The organism is Aquimarina gracilis, from assembly GCF_035285365.1.
GTDB lineage: Bacteria > Bacteroidota > Bacteroidia > Flavobacteriales > Flavobacteriaceae > Aquimarina > Aquimarina gracilis.
This window is the reverse complement of record NZ_JAYKLX010000003.1, coordinates 357,085-380,854: the sequence shown is the minus strand read 5'-3', so window position 1 is coordinate 380,854 and position 23,770 is coordinate 357,085. Positions and strand designations below refer to the sequence as shown.

The window sequence follows — 23,770 nt, the reverse complement described above, 5'->3', positions numbered from 1 at the left end:
TTATTCAAAAAAAGCTACATTTAATGGTCTTAAAACAAACCATTTTTTGATGCTGTCAATTTCCTCATTAGATCCTATTATAACACTTGTAGCTGTACTTGCTGTATTTGTAATTGCCGTTAGTATGATCCTTAGAAAATTTAAGCAAACTTACATAATAGGATATATTTTAGTTGGCGTAATTCTTGGTGAACATGGTTTAAACGCCATAAAGGATGCAGCTTCAATTCATCTCTTGGGAGAGTTAGGCGTTATTCTATTGTTGTTTTTTATTGGTATGGAAATTAACCTTATTGATTTCTTAAAACGATGGAAACTTGCAGTTATAGGAACGCTTTCTCAAATTACCATTAGTGTTGTTTTGGTATTAGGTATAGGGTATTATTATGATTGGAATTTTGCGCGTTCTGTGGTTATTGGTTTTGTGATTGCCTTGAGTAGCTCAGCTGTGGTCATTAAACTTTTACAAGATAAGAATCTTATAGATACTAAAGTTGGCAAGAACGTCCTAAGTATTTTGTTGGCTCAAGATGTTGCCTTAGTACCACTTTTAATCATTATTTCTCAATTAGGAGGAAAATCAGAGTCAACAGAAAATATTGTACTAATGATCGTTGGAGCGATTTTAATTGTAATTATTCTAGTATACATCTATATAAAAGGAACTATTGTGTTACCCTTTTCTAAAAAAATATACCGCGATCATGAGCTACAGGTATTTATGGCTATATTTTTATGTTTCGGATGTGCTTTAGCCACATCTTTTTTTGGAATATCTGCTGCTTTAGGAGCTTTTGTTGGAGGCATGATCATTAATGCTGCTCGGGCAACACATTGGATTCACGATACTTTGCATTCTTTTAGGATATTGTTCGTCTCCTTCTTTTTTATTAGTGTAGGTTTACAAATTGATCTGACATTTATCTATCAAAATTTACTAACAATTTCTATTACGATTTTTGTGGTTTATATTACTAACCATTTATTAAACTCCCTCATTCTTCGAGTATTTTCGTGTAACTGGAAAGAAGCCATTTTAGGAGGTGCATTACTAGCTCAAATAGGTGAATTAAGCTTCCTATTAAGTTCTACTGCTTTTAGCCTGGGAATTATCGAAAATTTTGGATATAACTTTACAATCAGTTTGATTTCGTTGACCCTGGTAGTTAGTCCTTTTTGGATAGGGGTTACAGAAAAAATTATCAAAAAATAGCAAAGTTCAAATTGAAGATTTCTTAAGGCTAAATGACTTCATTTAGTGAAAATAAAAATTATTGAATTAATGTGACGTACTGTAAAATTTGGTGTCTTACAGTATAGCTTTAAAGACTTGATTTTTTTAACATTTAAAAATTAACAAAAAAAAGTTGTTTAATTCATTTTTTTGTTATGTTTGCTTTAAGAATAAGTTCATAAATAGAACGCATTGCCTAAATAAAATGAAATCTTTTTTCAGATTCGGGCTTAGGAGGATAATGAGGTCTACTCCAAAAGCTGCCCTAGGGATAGGGAACCGAATTCTCAGGCTGACTTCTAAAAAGTATACAATTGCACTTCAGTTTTTAGAACGAATCTCCTTCGTTCCTCATACTATTTCTATTATTCGTATATGAGAATAGATTGATATGAATGACTTATAGTCATTTGCCATACCAATTTATATTTTTTTCCCAATCTCGCAATATGGAATAATCCATAGGATGTTCAGGCTCTGTATATGTCTATGTGCTTCTATTGATGAGTTTCTTTTGCAATACAAAATCAAATAGATGAAAACCAAATATATCGATCTTATCGATCAAACCTTTTATTTTCCTCAGGAAGAATTTAACCTGGAAAATAACCAGTTACAATTTCATGGCATCAACCTAATGGCATTGATTGCGCAATATGGAGCACCTTTAAAATTTACATATCTACCCAAAATATCTGAAAACATTAATAGAGCAAAAGGATGGTTTGATAAAGCTATCAAAACCAATAATTATGCAGGTAATTATAACTATTGCTATTGTACTAAAAGTTCTCACTTTCAACACGTATTAAATGAAGCATTAAAAAATGATATTCATATAGAAACTTCTTCTGCTTTTGATATTGATATTGTTGAAAATCTAAAAGCTCAAGGTAAAATCAATGATGACACCTATGTGATCTGTAACGGCTTTAAAAGAGATCAGTACATTCAAAACATTGCGAGATTAATCAATAATGGGCATCAAAATTGTATCCCTATTATTGATAATTATGAAGAATTGTCACTGTTGAGCGATACTATTGAAGGTAAATTTCAAGTAGGGATTCGTATTGCTTCTGAAGAAGAACCAAAGTTTGAGTTTTACACTTCTCGTCTGGGAATAGGATATCGCAATATCGTTCCATTTTACAACGATCAAATTAAAGTAAACCCCAAGGTAGAATTAAAGATGTTACACTTCTTTATTAACACAGGAATTCGTGATACTGCCTATTATTGGAATGAATTGCTAAAATGCCTTAAAGTATATATCAATCTCAAAAAAATATGTCCATCATTGGACAGCCTGAACATTGGAGGCGGTTTCCCAATCAAAAACTCATTAGCATTTAATTATGACTATGAGTATATGATTAATGAGATTGTTAACCAGATCCAGATTGCTTGCGAAGAAGCTAGAGTTGATGTTCCTAATATATTCACAGAATTTGGAAGCTTTACTGTGGGTGAAAGTGGTGGAGCTATCTATGAGGTATTGTATCAAAAACAGCAAAATGACCGTGAAAAATGGAATATGATCAATTCATCATTCATAACTACCTTACCTGATACCTGGGCTATTAATAAACGGTTTATAATGTTGGCAGTAAATAGATGGAATGATGAGTATGAGCGCGTATTATTGGGTGGTCTTACATGTGATAGTGATGACTATTATAACTCTGAGCAGCATATGAATGCCATTTATCTACCTAAGTATAAAAAAGAAAAACCACTCTATATAGGATTTTTTAACACGGGGGCTTATCAGGAAACCATCGGAGGATATGGTGGCTTACAGCATTGCCTAATCCCACAACCTAAACATATTATTATTGACCAGGATGAAGAGGGTAATTTGAGTACTTCTGTTTTTGCAGAACAACAAACTTCTGAACAGTTGTTATCCATTCTTGGTTATCAAAAACAAGATCAAAAAATCCATAAACCTCTTGAAAGTCAAGAACAAGAATTAATAACCGATTTTTAAAACCACTTTTAATTATTTTCAAAATGAAAACTAGTAACACATACGCCGGTATTCCAGAAAAATATGCAGGCTATGACAAATCACAAGTAGTATTAATCCCGGTTCCTTATGATGGTACCAGTACCTGGGGTAAAGGAGCAGACAAAGGCCCTGAAGCATTTTTACACGCTTCAGAAAATATGGAACTATATGATATTGAAACTGATAGCGAAGTATACACAAGAGGAATACATTTAACAACCCCTATCACAGTTAATGATACTCCGGAAGCTATGGTAGAAGAAGTGTACAACACTGCCAAAAATCATATTAAGAGAAACAAGTTTGTAACCTTATTTGGCGGTGAACATTCTATCTCTATTGGATCGATTAGAGCCTTTGATGAGTGTTTTAATAATCTTACTGTCTTGCAGATCGATGCACACGCAGATCTTAGAAAAGAATATAATGGTTCAAAGTATAACCACGCTTGTGCAATGTATGAAGCTAATGAAAGTACGTATTTGATTCAAGTAGGTATTCGAAGTATGGATGCTTCAGAAAACTTAGTAATGAATGATGATCAGGTATTCTTTGCGCACGAAATGGCAAATGATGATTATTGGGTGGACAATGTGATCGATCTAATGACCGACAATGTATATATCACCTTTGATTTGGATGCTTTTGATCCATCGATATTACCAGCAACCGGAACTCCGGAACCCGGTGGACTATTATGGTATGAAACGCTAGAATTCTTAAGAAAAGTATTTGCCGAGAAAAATGTTGTGGGATTTGACATTGTTGAACTATGTCCTAACACAACTAGTAAAGCATCCGATTTTGCAGCTGCTAAACTATACTACAAAATGTTGAGCTATAAGTTTGAAGATAGTGAAGAAACGCTGGATGATGAAGATGACATCAGTGAAAATGAAACTTTAAAAAAATTTAAGTCAAATTACGAAGAATACGATGAAAGATAAAGGCGAAATCTCAAAATTCATTGAAAAATATTTTCTTCATTTTAATGCGGCTACTCTGGTAGATGCAGTAAAAGGATATGAGTCACAATTAGCAAATGGCGGAAAAATGTTGGTTTCTCTTGCTGGTGCTATGAGTACTGCAGAGCTTGGAAAAATCTTTGCCGAAATGATTCGTCAGAATAAAGTACATATTATTTCGTGTACAGGTGCAAACCTCGAAGAAGATATTATGAACCTGGTTGCTCATAGTCATTATGAAAGAGTACCCAATTATAGGGATTTGACTCCACAACAGGAATGGGAATTATTAGAAAAAGGATTAAACCGAGTAACTGACACCTGTATTCCAGAAGAAGAAGCTTTTAGAAGGTTACAAAAACATATTTTCAAAATTTGGAAAGATGCTGAAGAAGCCGGAGAGCGCTTTTTTCCACACGAATTTATGTATAAGTTATTGCTTTCGGGAGTACTTGAACAATACTATGAAATTGATATTAAGGATTCTTGGATGTATGCTGCAGCTAAAGCTAATTTGCCTATGGTCGTACCCGGATGGGAAGATAGTACAATGGGGAACATTTTTGCCAGCTATGTAATGAAAGGTGAACTGAAAGCCAGTACAATGAAATCGGGTATTGAGTATATGACATTTCTTGCTGATTGGTACACTGATAATTCGGAAAATGGTATAGGATTCTTTCAGATTGGAGGTGGTATCGCAGGTGATTTTCCTATTTGTGTAGTACCAATGTTGTATCAGGATATGAAACGAACTGATACTCCGTTTTGGAATTATTTCTGCCAAATAAGTGACTCAACCACAAGTTATGGGTCTTATTCTGGTGCAGTACCTAATGAAAAGATTACTTGGGGTAAACTGGATATTGATACTCCAAAATTTGTAATAGAAAGTGATGCAACCATTGTAGCTCCTTTAATATTTGGCTACCTATTAGATATGTAAAATGAAAACACAACGAAACGCACATTTAAAAAAAGTAATTGTCGATTACAAGAAGCTAAACAATAACATTCTAGACCTATTAGTGGACAAATATCCCGATGGATATGATGAAGAAGATATCATCACTTTTAGAAACGCCCAAAACGAAATAGTAGAATGTGTAGAAGTAAAAACTGAAGACACACTATACCTGGTAAAAGTTAGTAAACGTTTGGTGACTGCGATGGAAGATCATGAGGATACTAACAACAATGATGATGAAAAGGAACAGGATATACCTGAGGAATCTAATATTGATGACGATTAAACCAAAAGACAATGAAAAAGGCTGAATTTCATCTAGCACTTCCCTGCGAAGACCTGGAAAAAACTAAAGACTTTTACACCTATAAATTGGGTGCAAAATTAGGAAGAGATACTGATAACTGGGCGGACATCAATCTGTATGGAAATCAAATTACATTTACCAAAGCAGGAGATTTTAATTTCGATTTCAAGAATTATCGCTTAGGTGATCAAATATTACCGTCCTTTCACTTTGGGGTAATTATTGATGTAGAAACCTGGGGAAAATTATATTCTCGCTTGTTTGCTATGGATCTTGAAGTTACTACAGAAGTAACCTTTTTTCAAAACAAAGTTGGAGAACATCTTTCCTTCTTTGTAAAAGACCCTAATGGGTATATGGTAGAGTTTAAAAGTTTTAAAGATCACGGAGAGATATTCACCGTTTAATTAAATGAAGACAAAAGCATATGCGGTACAAATTGCCGATGTAATTTCTATACGCAACTGTAAAAACAATTTTAAGGCAAAACTGTTATTCTCTGATACTGATGAACTGTTTTACGAGCTGTATCAGGGACAATACATCTATATTTTCAAATATGGAGTAATCAGTTTTTATAATCTAAGCAGGGAAGATATCAAGGAGGTTTGTGCAGAAATTTTGCAATATGGCAAGAATCCTATTCCAGAAGAAGTCTCAGAATACATTGAGATTATGATCGGTGGAAATGTAAATAAGGTGTCCTTTGGAAAAGTATCATTAAAAGAGTTTGACGTAGAGTCTTTGCGATTGATAATGCTTAATGTTTCTCAATCTGTTGCACTAGATAAGTATGCAAACATTTCAGAACAGATTTTGGAAGACACCAAATCGCATACCTCCTATCTAGAAGAAAAAGGAAGGTTAGACATTAGCGGTAAAAAACTCAAAAAATATATCGGTCGGGTATTAAATATCAAAAACAGAATCTCAGAGAACTTATACATTTTTGATTCGCCTGATGTGACTTGGGATGATGAAAGGCTGAACAAATTAGATCAGGATTTGAAAAGAGCATTCGATTTAAAGGATCGCTATCGAAGTATACATGATCAAATAGAAATTATTAAAGAAAATCTAGAGCTTTTTAAGGATATCATGTTCCATAGACAAAGTAGCACACTCGAATGGATCATTATTATCCTGATCCTTGTAGAAGTGGTAGATCTTTTTATTCAAAAATTAACATAGTAAAGAAATTAATTCAGTGATTGAAACTACAGTAAATAACGAACTAAAAGTAATCGGAAGTGAGGAATGGTGTGCCTTTGAAGAATTTGGTATTCCAGCAATCAAAGCAAGAGTAGATTCTGGGGCAAAAACCTCTTCTATTCAAGCAAACAATATCAAACTTATTCATAAAGGAACCGATGAATGGGTACGCTTCGAAGTAAACCCTATTCAAGATAATAGAAGTATTGTGATTCGATGTGAAACCAAACTTCATGATAAAAGAGTGGTAAAAAGCTCATCTGGGATTGCAGAACAACGTTTTGTGATCAAAACACCTGTTACCATAGGTGAGTTAACCTTTGATATAGAACTTACCCTAGCTAATAGAGATGCTATGGAATTCAGAATGTTGTTAGGGCGTGAAGCATTAATGGATAGATATATTGTAAACCCATCTATCAGTTTTGCACAACAAAATTTTTCGGATGATGAAATTAAAATAAAATATAAACCATTCCTTAAGGAAAAATCAGGATTAAAAATTGCATTGTTGGCCAGTAATCCTAATCTATATAGCAATAAGCGTATACTAGAAGCTGGTATTGCCCGAGGTCACGAAATGGTATTTCTTAATGTTGAGCAAGCTTATATGAAGCTAGATGCTGCAGAACCAGAAATACGTTACCGTGGGGGAAACATTATTGATGAATTTGATGCGATTATCCCAAGAATAAAACCTTCGATGACTTTTTATGCCTGTGCTTTAATCCGACAATTCGATTCTATGGGTGCTTATTGTTTGAATACGGCAGAAGCAATTGCACAATCAAGAGATAAACTATTGGCTACTCAACTTTTTGCTAAAAATGATATCCATATCCCTATTACCGGATTTGCAAAATCTCCTTTAGACACTAAAGACCTCATTAAAATGGTCAACGGAGCGCCATTAATCATCAAACTTTTAGAAAGTACTCAGGGAAAAGGTGTAGTACTTGCAGAGACTAATAAAGCAGCAGAGAGTGTAATTAATGCCTTTAAAAGCGTACAAACCAACATTTTGGTACAGGAATTTATTAAAGAAGCTAATGGACAGGATATCCGATGTTTTGTGGTGAACGGCAAAGTGGTAGCATCTATGCAACGACAGGCAGCCAAAGGAGAATTTAGAGCGAATATTCATCAGGGAGGTTCTGCATCTAAAATTAAAATCACCGCAGAAGAGCGAAAACTGGCAATCAAAGCAGCCAAAATATTGAATTTACCAGTCGCTGGAGTAGATATTATTAGATCTAACAAAGGTCCTCTTTTATTAGAAGTAAATTCATCTCCTGGGCTCGAGGGTATCGAAAATGCAACTGGATTAGACATTGCTAATATTATGATAGAGGCTATCGAAAAAAAATTAAAATTTAAAAGATGATACATCCCAATACAGAAATACGGTTCATAAGTGATGAAGTTGGTTATGGTGTAGTAGCTAAAGAATTAATTCCTAAGGGAACAATCACTTGGGTATTAGATAAGTTTGATCGTGAGTTTACCCCTGATCAATATGAAGCATTAGAACCTATTTATAAGAACATTTTAGAAACGTATGCTTATAAAAACAATCTGGGTAATCTGGTATTATGTTGGGATAATGGACGTTTTGTGAATCATAGTTTTAATGCCAATTGCCTTACCACTGCTTATAATTTTGAGTTGGCTGTACGAGATATTCATCCAGGAGAACAGCTAACTGATGATTATGGATATCTCAATATTGATACGCCTTTTAGGGGAATTGATGAAGGAACCCGAAGAAAAATTGTGTATCCAGATGATTTATTGAAATATCATAAATCTTGGGATAAAAAATTAATAAAAGCTTTTAAATACATATCAAAAGTAAAACAACCTTTGATTGGATTGTTGGATGAAGAAATATGGCAATTAGCAGTGCAAATTGAAAAAGGAGGAAAAGAAATGGAATCCATATTAAAAAATTACCATTACAAAGTTTAGTGGCAACGAAACAAATTAACCGCCTATGAAAATCAAAAAACACAAACAGAAATCAAGATTGATAGTGTGTCAAGGAGATGAACTATTGGTATTCCAAAAAATAAGCAACAAACTAGAATATGGGCTGGTCGGCGGGTTTTTAAAAAAAGGAGAAACTCCCGAAAATGGTCTTATTAGAGAAACCTACGAAGAGACAGGTGTGCAACTTTCAGAGCAGGATCTGGACTACTATGATTCTTTAACTCTTGATTGTGGTAATAATCAAAAACTCTCTAAACACTATTTTGTTTGTAAAGATGCAAACAAATCATTTTTACTCAATGAGCCTGATAAGTTTATGAAAATTGAATGGGTATACTGGAAAGACACATTGGGATACCTGGGCAAATCAGACCGAAAAGTGGTAAAGTCACTTTTCAAACCTTGTAAGATTAATTATTAAAATGAATGCATATGAACGGTGTTATTATTAATCAGAATGTGGAGTACGGGGTATTTAAGAAATACTTTGATGGGTACTATCTATTTTTAATGGATAATGGAGAAACTATAGTTTTTGAAGAAGTTGCTCCTATTGTTATTAAAAAATTTGACCTTAAATCCGAAGTTTTTAAAGGTGCAACTTTTGAAATAACTTATTCAGAATATGTCCAAAATGATGATGAAGATTTTGTGTCTTTCAAAATTGAAAAATTAGAACTAGCTTAAATTTAAAAAACTTAAATAATTGATGTGACCCCATAAACAAAAATGTGTCATAAGTAAAGAAAATAACATAAGCAACCAATCACGTGTAAGTATCTAAGAGATGATTTACTAAAAGCACCAGACTTGAAGTGATAACAATCTGGTTTTTTAAAATAAAGTAAAACTTAAATCTTACATATCATGAAAAATTCAAAAAATGTAGTATTCGTTCTAATTGCATTATTTTTTTGCACCCTAACCGTAAAAGCGCAGACATCAGATGAAGAAACAGAAACCATCACTGGAGTATTTGATGGTTTTGATGGGGAGCACTTCACTTTTAATTATACCAATGAAGAAGATGAAGAGGATGTAGTACTATTCGCTAAAGCTAATTCCGAAGTTCTTAAGAAGTTTAATCTAAGTAATGAGAAGTTTATGGGTAAAACTTTTAACATCACTTTCATTACAGAAACCGAAACAGATGTCGATGAAGATGGTGATGAGCAAGAATATGATGTTAGAACCATTGTTGATTTGGAGTTGTTAGATTAAATCTAAAATAATCTTAGCGATGAAAATAGCAGACAAAATATTAATACTTCTCATAATCTTTTCGCTGACCTTGTTTTCCTGTGGAGAAACTAAAAAAGAGGAGCCTTCAGTAACACTAAGAACTGAAAAAGTGGCTCCTCAGTCTGAAGAAGATACAGATGAAGAAAATATAGAATCTGAAGAAGAGTATGATTCAAACAACGAAGAGAGTGAAATCGAAGAATCTGAAGAAGAAACCGATTCACTTTCAATAGAGGAATAATTCAAGCTCAACTAGTGATTAAAAGCACTCAAAGGGCTAAAAAACCGTGAGTGCTTTTTTATTCATCCTATTAGAGCAAATAATTCAACACTTTTCTAAAATAATACAAACGTGAAAGACAAAATAGAAACTTTTATGGAAGAAGTAAGGGCTCGAAACACACACGAACCAGAGTTCTTACAAGCAGTACAAGAAGTTGCAGAGACGGTGATCCCTTTTATAGCATCCCAAGAAATCTATGATGGTAAAAATATTTTACTTAGAATGGTAGAGCCAGAAAGAGCAATTACTTTTAGAGTACCTTGGGTAGATGGCAGAGGTGAAATTCAGGTAAATCGTGGCTATCGTATTCAAATGAACTCTGCCATTGGACCCTACAAAGGTGGGCTACGCTTCCACCCTACTGTAAATATGAGTATTCTTAAGTTTTTAGCTTTTGAACAAGTATTTAAAAACAGCCTTACTACCCTACCAATGGGTGGTGGAAAAGGAGGTTCCGATTTTGATCCTAAGGGAAAATCTGATAATGAAATTATGCGCTTTTGCCATAGTTTTATGAGTGAACTTTATAGACATATTGGTCCAAATACAGATGTTCCCGCGGGAGATATAGGTGTGGGTAGTCGCGAAATAGGTTATTTATTTGGGATGTATCGTAAAGTAAAAAATGAGTTTACCGGGGTTCTTACTGGTAAAGGCTTAAGTTGGGGAGGATCTCTAATTCGTCCTGAAGCTACAGGTTATGGTACAGTCTATTTTGCACAAAGTATGTTGGCAACCAAAAAAGAAACAGTAAAAGGAAAAACCGTTGCTATTTCCGGATCGGGTAACGTAGCACAATATGCGGCAGAAAAAGTAATCCAGTTGGGAGGAAAAGTGGTTACACTATCTGATTCTTCAGGATATATTTATGATCAAGATGGTATTGATCAAGAAAAATTAAAATATGTAATGCACCTCAAAAATGTGGTTAGAGGTAGAATCAGGGAGTATGAAAAGAAGTACCCATCTGCTAAATTCTATGAAGGTCAGACACCTTGGGAGGCCCCTTGCGATATTGCCTTACCTTGCGCAACCCAGAACGAACTAAATGATGAAGATGCAAAAGTCCTTATCAAAAATGGTTGTATTTGTGTGAGTGAGGGTGCAAATATGCCTAGTACTCCAGAAGCTATTGCTGAGTTTCACAAAGCGAAAATACTCTTTGCGCCGGGAAAAGCATCCAATGCTGGGGGTGTGGCAACCTCAGGATTGGAAATGACACAAAACTCCTTGCGTTTTAATTGGACACGAGATGAAGTCGATCAAAAACTACAGCAAATTATGTCTAATATCCATAAATCTTGTTTGGAATATGGCACTGAAGACAATGGTTATGTAGATTATGTAAAGGGTGCAAATATTGCAGGTTTTGTAAAAGTTGCGGATGCGATGTTGGCTCAGGGAGTGGTTTAGAAAATAACGAGCCCCAATTCAATTGACATCTTAAATCACAACCGATTAATTTGTTAAACCAAACGAAACCGCTTTTTACGGCGGTTTCGTATTTTTATACATCTTTCATCAAAATAAGAATTAATGATGCCAGAACAATTACAAAATGAAGAGTTTTATCAAAAACTTGCCCATCTTTTTTATGCCGTTGCGATGGCAGACAAGAAGATGGTGATTGAAGAAAAGCGTAAGATTGTATTATATGTTGAAAAATACTGGTCGCATTCTTTCAATAAAAATGAAAGTAAAGATGTGATTTATGAAACTATGCGGGAATTAATTAGACAACAAACAACTTCTGAAGATGCGTTTGAAGTTTTTAAAACTTATTACCAAAACAGATCGAATGATTTTTCGGATGACTTATGCCAAAAAATAATGGAAGCTGCAGATGCCATTGCTACTTCCTTTTCTAAAAGAAATAAATCTGAGCTGGTTTTACTTACCAAACTTCATAACTTGTTATTTAATGGTTTTGATAATAGATTAAATTAGTTTCTAGATGAATCAAAAACAGTACATATCCGTATTAATGTTACTAATAGCTGGTTTATCCATTTCTGCTCAAACAAATACATATGACATTATTTCTAAAAAAGATACACTTGGTACATTAAAAGTTTCAAAATTAAAGGAAGGAGAAAACCTGGTATACAATTACCATGTAGACATGAAAGTAAAGTTGCTGGTTAATCTACATATGAAATACACTATTAAGGCTATGTATGATCAAAATCAATTAACCTACGCCAGTGTTAACAATTTTATAAATGGGAAATCTCATCACTCGTCTAGTATTAAATGGCTAGACTCTATTTATGAACTCAATACAAAAGGTAAAAAACAACGAAAACTTACTGAAAAGATTCGTTACAGTGGTATTCGGCTTTTCTTTGATGAGCCCGGTAGTATTAAAAAAGTTTTTTCAGAATATACCGGACATAATGGAAGCATCAACAAAATTGGTGCTGGTATTTATGAACTTACTTTGCATAGTGGTAAGAAAAATAAATATTTCTATAGTAACGGTGAATTGGTAAAAGCGAATATCCATAACTCGCTTATTCATTTTGATTTGGTATTAAGAAAATAGTGTACTAATCAAAACTTTTAAAAATTATTCCAGAATAATAAGATTAAATCCAGAAATATGAACAAGCATCATAAAATCATCATTGCCGGAGCAGGCGGTATAGCAGAAGCTGTAGGACTTATTTTGGCAGAATGGAGTACGGCTACACCAGCTATTTTTATTGGAAACAGAACTATAGATAAGGCACAAAAAGTGGCAAAATGGATAGAAGAAAGTTCCACAAAACCTTGTTCCATAAAAACATTTCATCTTGCTGAAAAGGGTATTACAAAAGAAATGAAAACTATATTTGAAGAGTGTGACATCCTGTTGGATTGTCTTCCAGGTGGGTTGGCACCAAAAATGGCCCAATTCGCTAAAGACCATCAATTGCATTATGCAAATCTTACCGAGTATGTTGATGAAACCAATGAAATAATTTCCCTTGCAAAGAATGCTAAAACCGGGTTCATTCTTCAAACAGGGTTGGCTCCAGGGTATATTGACGTGTTAGCTAACAAACTTTTTCAAGATTTTTGTAAAGATTTCAAAGTAGAAAAGGTGGATACTTTGGAGTTTAAAGTAGGCGCTCTCACTGATCACGCAGTTTCTCCACATTATTATGGGTTTACCTGGAGTCCTGTTGGAGTCGCAACCGAATATATAAAAGATGCTATCGTCATACGAGATTATAAAAAAACTACACTTCCTTCCCTATCAGAACGAGCTAAGATCATTATTGACGGAATTACTTATGAAGAAGATCTTACTTCTGGCGGAGCAGCAGATTTGCCAGATGCATTATCAGGTAAGGTACGCTTGCTTGATTATAAAACAATACGCTATCCCGGGCATTATGAATGGATACAAAATCAGGTAGAAAGTATTGGTAAGGGAAAAGACATTGTTAGAACGCTACAGAAAAATATGGAACAACATATACCACATATTGAAGATGACCAGATCATATTGTATGCTGCGGTACAGGGGTATGATGTTGATGGGGTTTTACACAGAAGGGAGGTTTCCAGAAAAATTCTTCCAAAAAAAGTTGGTAAACACCAACTAAGGGCAATCCAGGTAACGACAGCAGTACCATTGATACAATCCGCACAATTGTTACTTGAATCGTCTTATACTGGAGTTATATTACAAAGCCAAATAGATCCTAATAGATTTTTGATGGGAGATTACATTACTCCTGTTTATGGAAAAATATAGATACCTTACAAAAAGGATTATTCCTTATCAGTATGACAGAGTTTTAAATTATAACCACTTTCTACGCTTAAAATAAATAAGCAGTCCTATAAAAACGACAACAAGAACAGCCCAAAATATATAATATCCATATTTGTATTTCAGCTCAGGGATGTTTTCAAAATTCATTCCATAGATACCCGCCAAAAACGTTAATGGAATAAAGATGGTAGCAATAATGGTAAGTACTTTCATTACCTCATTCATCTTATTGCTAATGGTAGTCATATACATATCCATTAATCCCCAAATCATATCTCGATAAATCTCAACATTTTCAGATACTTGAATGATATGATCATATAAGTCTCTAAGGTAGAATTGTGTTTTTTTCGCTATTAACTCATGTTCACTTTTCTCTAATCGATTTACCACTTCACGCAATGGAAATACCGCCCTTCTTATTTTTAGGATTTCTCTCTTTAAACTTTGAATATCATAGGTAATGTCCTCATTAGGTTTTTCTTCAAAAAGTTCATCTTCTAACTCTTCGATCTTGTCCCCCATCGCCTCAATTAAGTTGAAGTAATTATCTACCACAGCATCCATCAAAGCATAAAGTAGATAATCCGATCCCATAGATCGAATCCTTCCTTTATTATTTCTTATCCGATTTCGAATCGAATCAAAAACATCTCCATCTGATTCCTGGAACGATATGACAAAACCATCACCTAAAACAAAACTAATATGTTCAATAGCTAGTTTTTCATCCTGATCAAAATATAGCATCTTTAATACCACAAAGAAGTAGTTTTCATACTCGTCAATTTTAGGGCGCTGTTGTGTATTTGCTATGTCCTCTAGGATCAATGGATGTAAATTGCAATATCCCCCGATTTTCTCAATAGCCTCAGTATTGTTAAGCCCATTTATATTGATCCAAGTAATAGGTTTTGAATCAATAAAAGAATAGGCATCTTCAATATGATCTAATTCCTTTTCCTCAAAGAAAGTTTTATCATAATCAAAGACTTCAATGTATAAATCACTTGAAGTTTTTTTACCTACATAAACAACTGAACCGGGAGCTAATCCAAGAGTCTTTTTAACGGATGAATGTGTCGTTTCTTCCATAAATATTGCTGTTATTCATCCCTACAATGTAATATATTAACAGTACCTTTACAAGAGATGTTAGTATGAATTAATTATGGAAAAAATTAAACCACTTTTTGATAATCCAATTCTTATTAAACTCATTTATGTTATCTTACTTTTTGTAGTTATATTCTTTGCCGTCAGAATCATAAGAAAAACCACGTTACAACTTATTAAAGACAACTCTTCAAAGTATCGAATTAAAAAACTCATCAATTTTCTAGGATACCTGTTTTTTGCATTCGGAATACTATTAATTTTTAACGCTCAACTTTCTGGTATTGGAACAGCACTAGGTGTTGCTGGAGCTGGTATTGCTTTTGCACTTCAAGAAGTGATTGTTAGTATTGCAGGATATATCGCAATTTTTACCAGTAATTTTTACCGGGTTGGAGATCGCGTACAGCTCGGTGGTATTAAAGGAGACGTAATAGATGTGGGAATGTTAAGAACTACTTTAATGCAGGTTGGAGATTGGGTAGACGGAGACTTGTATAATGGTAAGATGGTTAGAGTAGCTAATAGCTTTGTTTTTAAAGAGCCTGTGTATAATTATTCTGGGGATTTTCCATTTTTGTGGGATGAGATAAAAATTCCTATCAAAACCATCGGAGACTACACCTATGCAAAAGAATTGTTCTTCAAAATTCTTAAGGAAGAAGTCGGTGATTATGCTAATTCATCTCAAAAGGCTTGGGACAAAATGATAGGTAAATACAGCATTGAAAATGCACGTGTACAACCGATGATTAGTATGTCCTTTAATGAAAACTGGATAACTTTTACGCTACGATATGTAGTGGATTATCAGTCCAGAAGAAGCACTAAATCTTTCCTTTACGATAAAATATTGACAGCCATCAAAGAATCTAAAGGAAAAATTGAAGTTGCTTCTGCTGCGATAGAAATTACTGCTTTTCCAAAATAAAAAGAGGCTGAAAAGGGGGATTCCAGCCTCAAACAATCCGCTATTTTAGGGGGATTGTGTCATCACATCAATCAAAAAACTTCTATTTATTCTAAATCAAATTTTAGGTTTTAGTTCTAAAACTATTCACAAAACTCGGCATCACAAGCTTCATCTTTTCTTTGCAGAGATGAAAAATAATTATCATCAAATAACTCTGCAGCATCATCAATAGCGGACTTCTTTATCAAATATAACGTGTCATCGATTTCCAATTTTATCATTTCAATATCTTCATTTGCAGCGCAAGCAAAAGTCATTACATCACTATTTGCAAATCCATTAGGATAGGCTGCAACTATTTTGGATACTAACTCTGGTGTTAGATATCTAAAATCTACTTTTACTTTTTCCATGTCGAATTATTTAATGTTTTATTATTTGACACCTTTTCGAACTAAAAGTCACATGTCTCCGATAAATTTTAGACTTTCAATTTTGAAAAGTATCAAAGACTAAATTTTCCATATGGATAGTTTAATATTATTTTTTATAATCCTAAATCTTGTCCCTAATATCTTCGATAAAACTTTGCTCAAATTAGATTACCTACAAAAGGTATATTAACTAGTAAAATATGTTCCCAAAGTCAAAACAGAAATTTCCGGTACACGATTTTACCCAGAAAAAACGAATCAAGCCTAATAGTAGATCAACCTAATTTTTCGTATAAACACATCTTTTTGATCATATTTTACAAAAATCCCCCCACCCAATCCCCCCACCAATATTAAATAAGTTGACTCAAACCCCTAACAAAAACAATATAATCAACTGGATAACAAATACTTAAAACCACATACAAGAATACAACTTTAGTATGCGACCTTCGGGTAGAGAAAATAAAAGTCGCACTATTTTTAGAGTAAAAAAGGTCTATTTTAAGAGAATTTATGTAAAAAAATAAAAGCTAAAACATTAAATATCAATGTTTTAGCTTTTTTTAGTAGCGGGAACAGGACTCGAACCTGTGACCTTCGGGTTATGAGCCCGACGAGCTGCCTACTGCTCTATCCCGCGCTATTGGACGGCAAATATACAACCATTTTTATTTTATACAACACTATTTTCATTAAAAAATCACAAAAAGATTTCAAGTAACTTCAAATCAGCGTAATAAAAATTATTGTTCGATACTTATTGCTTCAAAACTTATTAATTGTTGCGCTTCAAACCTTGGATGCAGCTCAATGGGATTACAACACACCTCACAATCCTCTACATACACCTGGTACGTTACAGAAGGATCTAACAACATCGAGATCTCCTCCCAACAGTATGGGCATTGAAAAAAGTGTTCGAACATATTTTCTTAAAACTCTATATTTAATAACTGCCCGGTAAGCTGTAGCAATTGTAGCTCGGCAATTTTTGCATCGTATTTTGCTCCGTTCAAATTTGTTTCTGCAGAAATCAAATTAATCTGCGCCTGTCTAAACTCTATAGAGGTAATTTGCCCTAGCTTAAAACGTTCCTGAGAGCGATCAAAGTTGTTTTGGTTGGTAATAACGTTTTGTTGCTGGATTTTGTAAACACTTAATCGGTTTTTATAATCCCCAAAGGCATTTGCAATATCACGTTCAACCTCTTTAGTGATTTGAGCTTTGGCAATTTCCTGGTTGTCTAATGCTATTTTTGAATTTTTGACCCTGGTTATCGTTCCGCCTCCATCAAAAAGATTCCAGGTAAGACTCACTCCTCCGCTTAACGTATAGGTATCGGCAACATTTCCAGGGAAGAATGCAGATGGTGGGTTTCGGTTTTCATTCCAGCCATACGAACCATTAAGGCCTACCGTGGGCAGGTAACCTGATTTACTTACCTTGATATCATACTCACTAATGCGAATATTACTTTCATTCTGTAACAAGGTGACATTATTTTCGGCAGCCTCTTCAAGATATCCGTCTAATATTAGTTTGGGGATAAACTTTATTATAGTATCTACTTCAAATCCTTTCTCAAGATCATCTGCAAGAATAACATTAAGATCTCGTTTGGTATTTATTAATTGCTGTTTGGTATTTAGTAAATTAATACTATCGTTGGCCACATCTACCTGGGCATTTAAAACATTCAACTTTGTATTTTGCCCATATTCAAACTGGTAATTGGCTCTGGATACTCTTTCTCTCGAAATACGAAGTGTTTCTTCAAGGATCTCAACATTTTCAGATAATCTGGCAATCTCATAGTAGACCGTAAACAACTGCAAAATTGTATTTTCAATCGTTTCTCGAGCTTGTAACTCTGTTAGGTTGTATTGTTCCTTGAGTCTTTTATAATTGTAATACCGCCCTAACCCATCAAACAATGTATAATTGAGGCTTAAAGAGGCATTATAACGTTGTGTTTCGGCATCTTCTATTTCGATATCTGGTCTGGGTTCTCCTGTATTTGGATCTATTGCTCCTTGAAACCCCGTATTACTGGTCTGTGATTGATAATCTGCACCGGCATTGGTTGTTAATGATGGTAAATAGCCAGAGTTAAGGATATTTTTGTTGTTTTTGGCAACTTCAATGTTATTGGTTGCTACTAATATTCCAAAGTTATTTTCTAGTGTTAATCGTACGGCTTCTTCTTTTGTTAATTTCTGAGCAGTTACATTTCCCGAAATTACCAATAGAAATAAGCTGAAAACAACTGCATAACTATACCTGCAATTCGGGTTGCTGCTCATGTTCTTCTTTTTGTTCTTTTATAGCGCGTTCTACCTCTTCTTTTGTGATTTTATTTCCGGTGATCAACCACTTCGTACCTACTTTAAAATTATTGCTAAAAGATAAAAATAGCGGCAACATTAATAGTGTAAGTACCGTGGCGAATCCAATACCATAAGCAATTGAAATGGCCATTGGTTTTAAGAATTGTGCTTGTCGGCTTTTCTCCAACAATAAAGGAGCCAATCCAGCAATCGTGGTTAAGGAAGTAAGAAATATAGCTCTAAAACGCGATCGGCCTGCTTCATACAAAGCATCGTTAAATGTAAGTCCTTGCCTGAGGAAGCTATTAAATTTCTCGATAAGTACCAGCCCATCATTTACCATAATTCCTATCAATGCTATAATTCCTAAAGCTGATAAAATGTTTACAGGAAACCCATGTATATAATGCCCCCAGGCTACAGCAGTCAAGCTAAAAGGAATGAGTAATAGCAACAACAAGGGTTGGCTATAACTTCTAAATGTGAATGCAATTGTTACATAAATCAAGAAAAATATAATCGGAAAAACGATTCCTGCAGACTTTGAAATTTTTGATGCCTCTCGATTTTGCCCTTCAAAAGAAGCTGTGATCGTTGGGTATTTGGCTTGCAATTCAGGCATTACTATGGTTCTAATCTCGTTAAGAATATCGGTAGCACTCTGACTGGGATCTTTAAGGTCTGAAGAGATCTGAATTTCCCGCCTTCCTTCAAGGTGGTTAATGGCTACGTCTCCCCTTTGGATAGTGTAATTGGCTATTTCTTTTAAAGGAATTCTTTCTCCTGATGGTGTAGCAATTCGCATTTCATCCAGATCATTAATTGAAGATCTATTCTCTCGATCATAGCGTACCCAAACCCTGATTTCATCTTGTCCTCGTTGAAAACGTTGCGCTTGTACCCCAAAAAAGCCAGATCGTACTTGATTCATCACACTACGCAAATCTAACCCTAATAAATAAGCATTTTCTTTAAGTTCGAGTCGTATTTCTTTAATTCCTGCAGGATCATTATCGGCTACATCTTTTAATCTTGGATCATCCTCTAAAATCTTTTTTAGCTCCACCTTGGCGGCCTTAAGTTCCTGGATATTATTACTAAGTAAAGAAACTGAAACGGGACTACCCCCAAAGTTTCCTCCTGATCCAAAAATTAATCGCTCTGTCCCAAACACGGGACCCACTTTTTCGCGCAAGCGGTTAGCCACAAGTCCCGAATTAACCTCGTCTGGACGCTGCTCCCCTGGTAACATATTAATACTTAAAGACGCGTTAGAAGAAGAGTTTAAATTCTTTATAATGTTCACAAACAACTCTTTTCCTGCATATTCTTCGTCTTTCAAAAACTCTTTGGTTAATTCTTTATTAACGATCCATGCTTTTTCTTCTATAAATGAAATGATAGAATCGGTCACTTTTTCATTGGTCCCGTTAGGCATCCCCAAGTCTACCGATACCGTATCACTAGCTATTCTTGGAAAAAGTGTAACTCCAATAATTCCTCCGCCAATAGAACCGATGGTCAGAATTAGAGCCGCCGCAAAAATACCAAAAGTGAGTACTTTATTTCGAATGGTAAACAGCAAGGCCGGACTATAAATCTTATCGCGTAACCATCTCATAACTCTGTCTCCAAATTCATTGATACGCCTCATTTTTGAAAAGAATCTACCAATACCCGTTTTGGGGGTATTGTTCTTAGGCTTTAATGCTTTTGAATGTGCTAAATGTGCAGGAAGAATGATTAATGCTTCTACCAACGAAACAACAAGGGTAAGAATTACAATGGTAGAAACCTCTCCAAAATACTCTCCTATTCTTCCATCCAGGAACAAAAATGTTGAAAAGGCCAAAACTGTAGTTAAAATTGCCGAAACTATAGGCGGAATCACCTCCATAGTACCATCAACAGCTGCTTGTACCGGACTTTTACCTTTTTCGTAATGCTGATAAATATTTTCGGCAATAACGATCCCGTCATCTACCAGGATCCCGATTACGATAATCATTCCAAAAAGTGACAATACATTGATGGTAACATCAAATTGTCCGGCAAAAATAAACATTCCCAAAAATGCTACGGGCAACCCAAATGCCACCCAAAAGGCAAGTCGGGTATTAAGGAACAAGGATAAAAACGCCAATACCAGAATCATACCAATAATAGCATTTTCGGTTAGTAGTGCGGTACGTTGATTAAGGGTAATCGATAAATCCCGAACCACATTAAGCTGTACATTATTATATTTCTGGTTAAATTCTTCAATATATACTTTTACTTTATCTGCAGAAGAGATTAAATCTTCACTGTTAGTACTGGTTACAGTGACATTCACAGATAGATCATTATTAAAGTAGGAAGCATTAGGTGTTTCTGAAAAACGATCGCGAACCTGTGCCACGTCTTTAAGTCGTATTGCTTTACCTGTAGCATCTGCCCGCACAATAAGATTTGACAGCTCATTACCATAATAGGATCGATTATTGGCTCGAATCAGGTATTCTTCGGCATTGGTCTTAATGTTACCTCCGGTAACCAAAATATTAGCATTACCCACTGCTTGAGAAACTTCATTAAAAGTAAGGTCATAAGCCAGTAAGCTATTCTCGTCTACAGCAATTTCAATTTCTTCTTCTGGATACCCTGTAATAGCTATCTGAGAAATCCCTTCGATAGCACGTAAATCATTTTCTATTTGCCTTCCTATTTGCTTTAATGTCGCCAAGGGAATCGCATCACCACTCACAGCAAAACTTATCGTTTGTCGTACTTCTTCTCGTTTTGCCACAACCAATGGTTCCATTCCGATCGGATATGAAGGTACTCGGTCCACCGCATTTTTTACTTCCAAAAGCATAAAGTCGATGTTCTTATCTTTTGTAATCTCTACGGTAATGGTTCCACTATTTTCTCTTGAAGTAGAGGTAACACGTTCTATACCGTCTAGCCCTTTAAGGTTATCTTCAATCTTAAGAACAACTCCTTCTTCTATTTCTTGTGGCGAGGCTCCGGGATACGTAACATTAATATTTATCGTTTTGGAATCTACCAACGGAAAAAATGAAGACCTTAAGGACAACGCCCCCACGATCCCAAAGACAAAAAATGCGATAACAATTACGTTAACAGCCACATGATACTTAATAAAATACTCTATTATTTTTCTCATCATTGAACGGCATTACGGTTAACCTTGTTTGAAGGCGCACTTCTTTTTGTACCGTATACAGAAACTAGCATACCTGCATATGCTCCCGGGACGCTTTTTGACAGAATTATAGTTTGATCGGGCACACCTTTAAGCACTACTTTTTTATCCGAAAAATAAACTGGATTTACATCAACCACATCAAGAATACTATCTCGCACTACAAAGATTTTATTTCCTTCCTGAAGCAAACTCCTGTCAATTTCGATTGCATTTTCTTCTTTCTTGGCATCCAAATTTGCTTCTAGATACATCCCTTCTTTTAATGAAGGTTCTTTTACCTCGATAAAGGCAGTGATCGTTTGGGTTGCTTGATCTACTCTACCATTAATTCGGGTAACGGTACCTGTAAAATTTTTAGTGTTATTAAGATTAGAAAGCGCTACCGGTTTACCCACTTTCAAAAGGTCTCCGTACTCCTTTCCCACTGCAACCTCCATCTCATAAACATCGGTATCTATATATTCTCCTAATTTCTGACCCTGACGAATTAATGTTCCTTCGTTTACAAGAGCTTCGGTAAGTACTCCATCAAATGGTGCAGAAATCGTATATTTTGCCAGGCGCTGCTCCAGGTTTTTCACATTATAATATGAGGTGTAAATGTTTCTCCCGGTAATGAAGTATTTTTCTTTATCAGAAGATGTTTCAGGTAGTTTTGGAGTAGCTTTGTTCATATCAAAACTAGTAAGATAGGCTTGCCATTTATCATAAATCTCGGGATAATCCAATCTTAGGTCTGGCATTATTGCCGTAATCTGATTGTACAAATTACTCTTGGCAGATTGCACACTTGCATAATATTCTGAAGCGTCAATTCGAATTAATGATTGCCCTTTGCGATAGGTTTGACCTGTTTTAAAAAGTTTGGCCCCACCTTTAAAAATCCCTTGTACTTCGGCATACAATTCTAATCTTCTTTTTGCGGTAAGGTTACCATTTGCAGAAATTTGTATAGGGACTGTTTGATTTTGAATGGTATCTACAAAAACCGTCTTAATCACTTTTGCTGGTCTTGGTTTTGGTCTGGTTTTGCTATCGATTATTTTTCCGGCCAAAAAAACAGCACCGACTATTAACAATAATCCAAGAACAGAAAGTATTATTTTTCTCATAGGGCTTTTTTTTGTTTAAGCTTTATTACACAAAAGCTACACAAAACTATCAACAACCGATCTAGGTTGCAGTTAAAGAACTCATAAAAATTAACACTACTTGCTTACTAATATACCAAAACAAAAAAAACATCTACAAAGCAGATGTTTTTTTGGATAAAATTTATCTATTATTTTATTTTTCAGCAAGATCAGCAATCTTTGCTTTAATCTTTTTAAGAGCAGTAATTAATGTCTCTATTTCCTCTTCATTCAAGCTTTCTTGCACTGCGGGAATCAAGTCATACATAATTGGTTGCACTTTTTGAATTACTTCCTTTCCATACTCTGTCAAGAAAATTCTATTAACTCTTCTATCATTTTCATCACTTTTACGTTCGACCAGGTTTTTACTTTCCATGGTATTCACCAATCGAGTCATCGAGGTTTTATCTCTGTGTGTAATAAAAGCTAAATCATTTTGGGGTTGTCCATCGTTTACATTTAATCGTTTAAGTACGCTCCATTGCTCTTTTGAAAGATCCAATCCATTTTCGCCAAAAGCTTTTTGAACCAAAAATCCAAAATCGTAGTGAATCTTACCTACCCATGATAATGCATGAGCGTTTAAATCGATGGCTTTTGTATTATTCATAAATACTGTTGTTTAATTTTCAGATACAAAAATATCTATAA

General features: G+C 34.7%; 25 protein-coding genes and 1 tRNA gene. 18 read left to right on the top strand and 8 right to left on the bottom strand.

What is annotated here, in order from left to right; translation table 11 throughout:
* Window positions 1-49: 49 nt before the first annotated feature.
* The 17 genes from U6A24_RS07710 to U6A24_RS07630 all read left to right on the top strand — a co-directional run bounded on the left by U6A24_RS07710 (window position 50) and on the right by U6A24_RS07630 (window position 13,958).
* The gene (locus tag U6A24_RS07710) at window positions 50-1,213 is read left to right on the top strand and encodes a cation:proton antiporter (protein ID WP_324179366.1); all 1,164 of its coding nucleotides are present in this window, start codon (window positions 50-52) and stop codon (window positions 1,211-1,213) included.
* Between the two features lie 556 nt (window positions 1,214-1,769).
* Entirely contained in the window at window positions 1,770-3,227 is a 1,458-nt protein-coding gene (locus tag U6A24_RS07705) for an arginine decarboxylase (protein ID WP_324179365.1), read from the top strand.
* A 23-nt stretch (window positions 3,228-3,250) separates the two neighbouring features.
* On the top strand, window positions 3,251-4,195 hold the full coding sequence (gene speB, locus U6A24_RS07700) for an agmatinase (protein WP_324179364.1): 945 nt from the start codon (window positions 3,251-3,253) through the stop codon (window positions 4,193-4,195).
* Complete coding sequence (locus tag U6A24_RS07695; RefSeq protein ID WP_324179363.1) at window positions 4,185-5,159, top strand: deoxyhypusine synthase family protein; 975 nt, start codon at window positions 4,185-4,187, stop codon at window positions 5,157-5,159. Before speB ends, U6A24_RS07695 begins: the two co-directional genes overlap by 11 nt.
* Before the next feature lies 1 nt (window position 5,160).
* Entirely contained in the window at window positions 5,161-5,466 is a 306-nt protein-coding gene (locus U6A24_RS07690; RefSeq protein WP_324179362.1) for a hypothetical protein, read from the top strand.
* An 11-nt stretch (window positions 5,467-5,477) separates the two neighbouring features.
* Window positions 5,478-5,894, top strand: coding sequence for a VOC family protein (locus tag U6A24_RS07685; RefSeq protein WP_324179361.1), 417 nt, complete (start codon window positions 5,478-5,480; stop codon window positions 5,892-5,894).
* Between the two features lie 4 nt (window positions 5,895-5,898).
* The gene (locus U6A24_RS07680; protein ID WP_324179360.1) at window positions 5,899-6,678 is read left to right on the top strand and encodes an RMD1 family protein; all 780 of its coding nucleotides are present in this window, start codon (window positions 5,899-5,901) and stop codon (window positions 6,676-6,678) included.
* Between the two features lie 16 nt (window positions 6,679-6,694).
* Window positions 6,695-8,083: a 30S ribosomal protein S6--L-glutamate ligase gene (rimK, locus tag U6A24_RS07675; RefSeq protein WP_324179359.1), complete on the top strand. Its 1,389-nt coding sequence runs from the start codon at window positions 6,695-6,697 to the stop codon at window positions 8,081-8,083.
* Window positions 8,080-8,667, top strand: a complete 588-nt coding sequence (locus tag U6A24_RS07670; RefSeq protein WP_324179358.1) for an SET domain-containing protein — start codon at window positions 8,080-8,082, stop codon at window positions 8,665-8,667. The genes rimK and U6A24_RS07670 overlap by 4 nt, the downstream gene beginning before the upstream one ends.
* A gap of 25 nt (window positions 8,668-8,692) precedes the next feature.
* Window positions 8,693-9,109, top strand: a complete 417-nt coding sequence (locus U6A24_RS07665) for an NUDIX hydrolase (RefSeq protein ID WP_324179357.1) — start codon at window positions 8,693-8,695, stop codon at window positions 9,107-9,109.
* Window positions 9,110-9,120: 11 nt separating this feature from the next.
* Entirely contained in the window at window positions 9,121-9,375 is a 255-nt protein-coding gene (locus tag U6A24_RS07660; protein WP_324179356.1) for a hypothetical protein, read from the top strand.
* Window positions 9,376-9,555: 180 nt separating this feature from the next.
* Entirely contained in the window at window positions 9,556-9,909 is a 354-nt protein-coding gene (locus U6A24_RS07655; RefSeq protein WP_324179355.1) for a hypothetical protein, read from the top strand.
* Between the two features lie 19 nt (window positions 9,910-9,928).
* A complete protein-coding gene (locus U6A24_RS07650; RefSeq protein ID WP_324179354.1) occupies window positions 9,929-10,171 on the top strand; it encodes a hypothetical protein in 243 nt (80 codons plus the stop codon).
* A 111-nt stretch (window positions 10,172-10,282) separates the two neighbouring features.
* Window positions 10,283-11,626, top strand: a complete 1,344-nt coding sequence (gene gdhA, locus U6A24_RS07645; protein ID WP_324179353.1) for an NADP-specific glutamate dehydrogenase — start codon at window positions 10,283-10,285, stop codon at window positions 11,624-11,626.
* Window positions 11,627-11,749: 123 nt separating this feature from the next.
* Window positions 11,750-12,160 carry a hypothetical protein gene (locus U6A24_RS07640; RefSeq protein ID WP_324179352.1) on the top strand — a complete coding sequence of 137 codons (411 nt, stop codon included), beginning with the start codon at window positions 11,750-11,752 and terminating at the stop codon, window positions 12,158-12,160.
* A 7-nt stretch (window positions 12,161-12,167) separates the two neighbouring features.
* On the top strand, window positions 12,168-12,758 hold the full coding sequence (locus tag U6A24_RS07635; RefSeq protein WP_324179351.1) for a DUF6134 family protein: 591 nt from the start codon (window positions 12,168-12,170) through the stop codon (window positions 12,756-12,758).
* A gap of 57 nt (window positions 12,759-12,815) precedes the next feature.
* Window positions 12,816-13,958: a saccharopine dehydrogenase family protein gene (locus U6A24_RS07630; protein WP_324179350.1), complete on the top strand. Its 1,143-nt coding sequence runs from the start codon at window positions 12,816-12,818 to the stop codon at window positions 13,956-13,958.
* A gap of 48 nt (window positions 13,959-14,006) precedes the next feature.
* Here U6A24_RS07630 and corA read toward each other — a convergent pair whose 3' ends face one another.
* A complete protein-coding gene (corA, locus tag U6A24_RS07625; RefSeq protein ID WP_324179349.1) occupies window positions 14,007-15,074 on the bottom strand; it encodes a magnesium/cobalt transporter CorA in 1,068 nt (355 codons plus the stop codon).
* Between the two features lie 76 nt (window positions 15,075-15,150).
* Between corA and U6A24_RS07620 the strand changes: the two genes are divergently transcribed.
* On the top strand, window positions 15,151-16,026 hold the full coding sequence (locus U6A24_RS07620; protein WP_324179348.1) for a mechanosensitive ion channel family protein: 876 nt from the start codon (window positions 15,151-15,153) through the stop codon (window positions 16,024-16,026).
* Between the two features lie 122 nt (window positions 16,027-16,148).
* On the opposite strand, the gene U6A24_RS07615 is transcribed toward U6A24_RS07620, so the two are convergent.
* The 7 genes from U6A24_RS07615 to U6A24_RS07585 all read right to left on the bottom strand — a co-directional run bounded on the left by U6A24_RS07615 (window position 16,149) and on the right by U6A24_RS07585 (window position 23,729).
* Window positions 16,149-16,421, bottom strand: a complete 273-nt coding sequence (locus tag U6A24_RS07615) for a hypothetical protein (protein ID WP_324179347.1) — start codon at window positions 16,419-16,421, stop codon at window positions 16,149-16,151.
* Between the two features lie 591 nt (window positions 16,422-17,012).
* Window positions 17,013-17,085 (bottom strand) — tRNA-Met (locus tag U6A24_RS07610).
* Window positions 17,086-17,188: 103 nt separating this feature from the next.
* Window positions 17,189-17,371, bottom strand: coding sequence for a CPXCG motif-containing cysteine-rich protein (locus U6A24_RS07605; protein ID WP_324179346.1), 183 nt, complete (start codon window positions 17,369-17,371; stop codon window positions 17,189-17,191).
* A gap of 6 nt (window positions 17,372-17,377) precedes the next feature.
* Window positions 17,378-18,748 carry a TolC family protein gene (locus tag U6A24_RS07600; protein ID WP_324179345.1) on the bottom strand — a complete coding sequence of 457 codons (1,371 nt, stop codon included), beginning with the start codon at window positions 18,746-18,748 and terminating at the stop codon, window positions 17,378-17,380.
* The gene (locus tag U6A24_RS07595) at window positions 18,720-21,941 is read right to left on the bottom strand and encodes an efflux RND transporter permease subunit (protein WP_324179542.1); all 3,222 of its coding nucleotides are present in this window, start codon (window positions 21,939-21,941) and stop codon (window positions 18,720-18,722) included. The genes U6A24_RS07600 and U6A24_RS07595 overlap by 29 nt, the downstream gene beginning before the upstream one ends.
* Window positions 21,941-23,095, bottom strand: a complete 1,155-nt coding sequence (locus U6A24_RS07590; RefSeq protein WP_324179344.1) for an efflux RND transporter periplasmic adaptor subunit — start codon at window positions 23,093-23,095, stop codon at window positions 21,941-21,943. Before U6A24_RS07590 ends, U6A24_RS07595 begins: the two co-directional genes overlap by 1 nt.
* A gap of 175 nt (window positions 23,096-23,270) precedes the next feature.
* Window positions 23,271-23,729, bottom strand: coding sequence for a MarR family winged helix-turn-helix transcriptional regulator (locus U6A24_RS07585; protein ID WP_324179343.1), 459 nt, complete (start codon window positions 23,727-23,729; stop codon window positions 23,271-23,273).
* Window positions 23,730-23,770: the final 41 nt, after the last annotated feature.

Excerpts from the sequence above, each read along its gene's own strand:
- U6A24_RS07710 (WP_324179366.1), top strand. The coding sequence starts at position 50 with ATGCTGTCAATTTCCTCATTAGATCCTATTATAACACTTGTAGCTGTA.
- U6A24_RS07705 (WP_324179365.1), top strand. The coding sequence starts at position 1,770 with ATGAAAACCAAATATATCGATCTTATCGATCAAACCTTTTATTTTCCT.
- speB (WP_324179364.1), top strand. The coding sequence starts at position 3,251 with ATGAAAACTAGTAACACATACGCCGGTATTCCAGAAAAATATGCAGGC.
- U6A24_RS07695 (WP_324179363.1), top strand. The coding sequence starts at position 4,185 with ATGAAAGATAAAGGCGAAATCTCAAAATTCATTGAAAAATATTTTCTT.
- U6A24_RS07690 (WP_324179362.1), top strand. The coding sequence starts at position 5,161 with ATGAAAACACAACGAAACGCACATTTAAAAAAAGTAATTGTCGATTAC.
- U6A24_RS07685 (WP_324179361.1), top strand. The coding sequence starts at position 5,478 with ATGAAAAAGGCTGAATTTCATCTAGCACTTCCCTGCGAAGACCTGGAA.
- U6A24_RS07680 (WP_324179360.1), top strand. The coding sequence starts at position 5,899 with ATGAAGACAAAAGCATATGCGGTACAAATTGCCGATGTAATTTCTATA.
- U6A24_RS07670 (WP_324179358.1), top strand. The coding sequence starts at position 8,080 with ATGATACATCCCAATACAGAAATACGGTTCATAAGTGATGAAGTTGGT.
- U6A24_RS07665 (WP_324179357.1), top strand. The coding sequence starts at position 8,693 with ATGAAAATCAAAAAACACAAACAGAAATCAAGATTGATAGTGTGTCAA.
- U6A24_RS07660 (WP_324179356.1), top strand. The coding sequence starts at position 9,121 with ATGAACGGTGTTATTATTAATCAGAATGTGGAGTACGGGGTATTTAAG.
- U6A24_RS07655 (WP_324179355.1), top strand. The coding sequence starts at position 9,556 with ATGAAAAATTCAAAAAATGTAGTATTCGTTCTAATTGCATTATTTTTT.
- U6A24_RS07650 (WP_324179354.1), top strand. The coding sequence starts at position 9,929 with ATGAAAATAGCAGACAAAATATTAATACTTCTCATAATCTTTTCGCTG.
- U6A24_RS07640 (WP_324179352.1), top strand. The coding sequence starts at position 11,750 with ATGATGCCAGAACAATTACAAAATGAAGAGTTTTATCAAAAACTTGCC.
- U6A24_RS07635 (WP_324179351.1), top strand. The coding sequence starts at position 12,168 with ATGAATCAAAAACAGTACATATCCGTATTAATGTTACTAATAGCTGGT.
- U6A24_RS07630 (WP_324179350.1), top strand. The coding sequence starts at position 12,816 with ATGAACAAGCATCATAAAATCATCATTGCCGGAGCAGGCGGTATAGCA.
- corA (WP_324179349.1), bottom strand. The coding sequence starts at position 15,074 with ATGGAAGAAACGACACATTCATCCGTTAAAAAGACTCTTGGATTAGCT.
- U6A24_RS07620 (WP_324179348.1), top strand. The coding sequence starts at position 15,151 with ATGGAAAAAATTAAACCACTTTTTGATAATCCAATTCTTATTAAACTC.
- U6A24_RS07615 (WP_324179347.1), bottom strand. The coding sequence starts at position 16,421 with ATGGAAAAAGTAAAAGTAGATTTTAGATATCTAACACCAGAGTTAGTA.
- U6A24_RS07605 (WP_324179346.1), bottom strand. The coding sequence starts at position 17,371 with ATGTTCGAACACTTTTTTCAATGCCCATACTGTTGGGAGGAGATCTCG.
- U6A24_RS07600 (WP_324179345.1), bottom strand. The coding sequence starts at position 18,748 with ATGAGCAGCAACCCGAATTGCAGGTATAGTTATGCAGTTGTTTTCAGC.
- U6A24_RS07595 (WP_324179542.1), bottom strand. The coding sequence starts at position 21,941 with ATGAGAAAAATAATAGAGTATTTTATTAAGTATCATGTGGCTGTTAAC.
- U6A24_RS07590 (WP_324179344.1), bottom strand. The coding sequence starts at position 23,095 with ATGAGAAAAATAATACTTTCTGTTCTTGGATTATTGTTAATAGTCGGT.
- U6A24_RS07585 (WP_324179343.1), bottom strand. The coding sequence starts at position 23,729 with ATGAATAATACAAAAGCCATCGATTTAAACGCTCATGCATTATCATGG.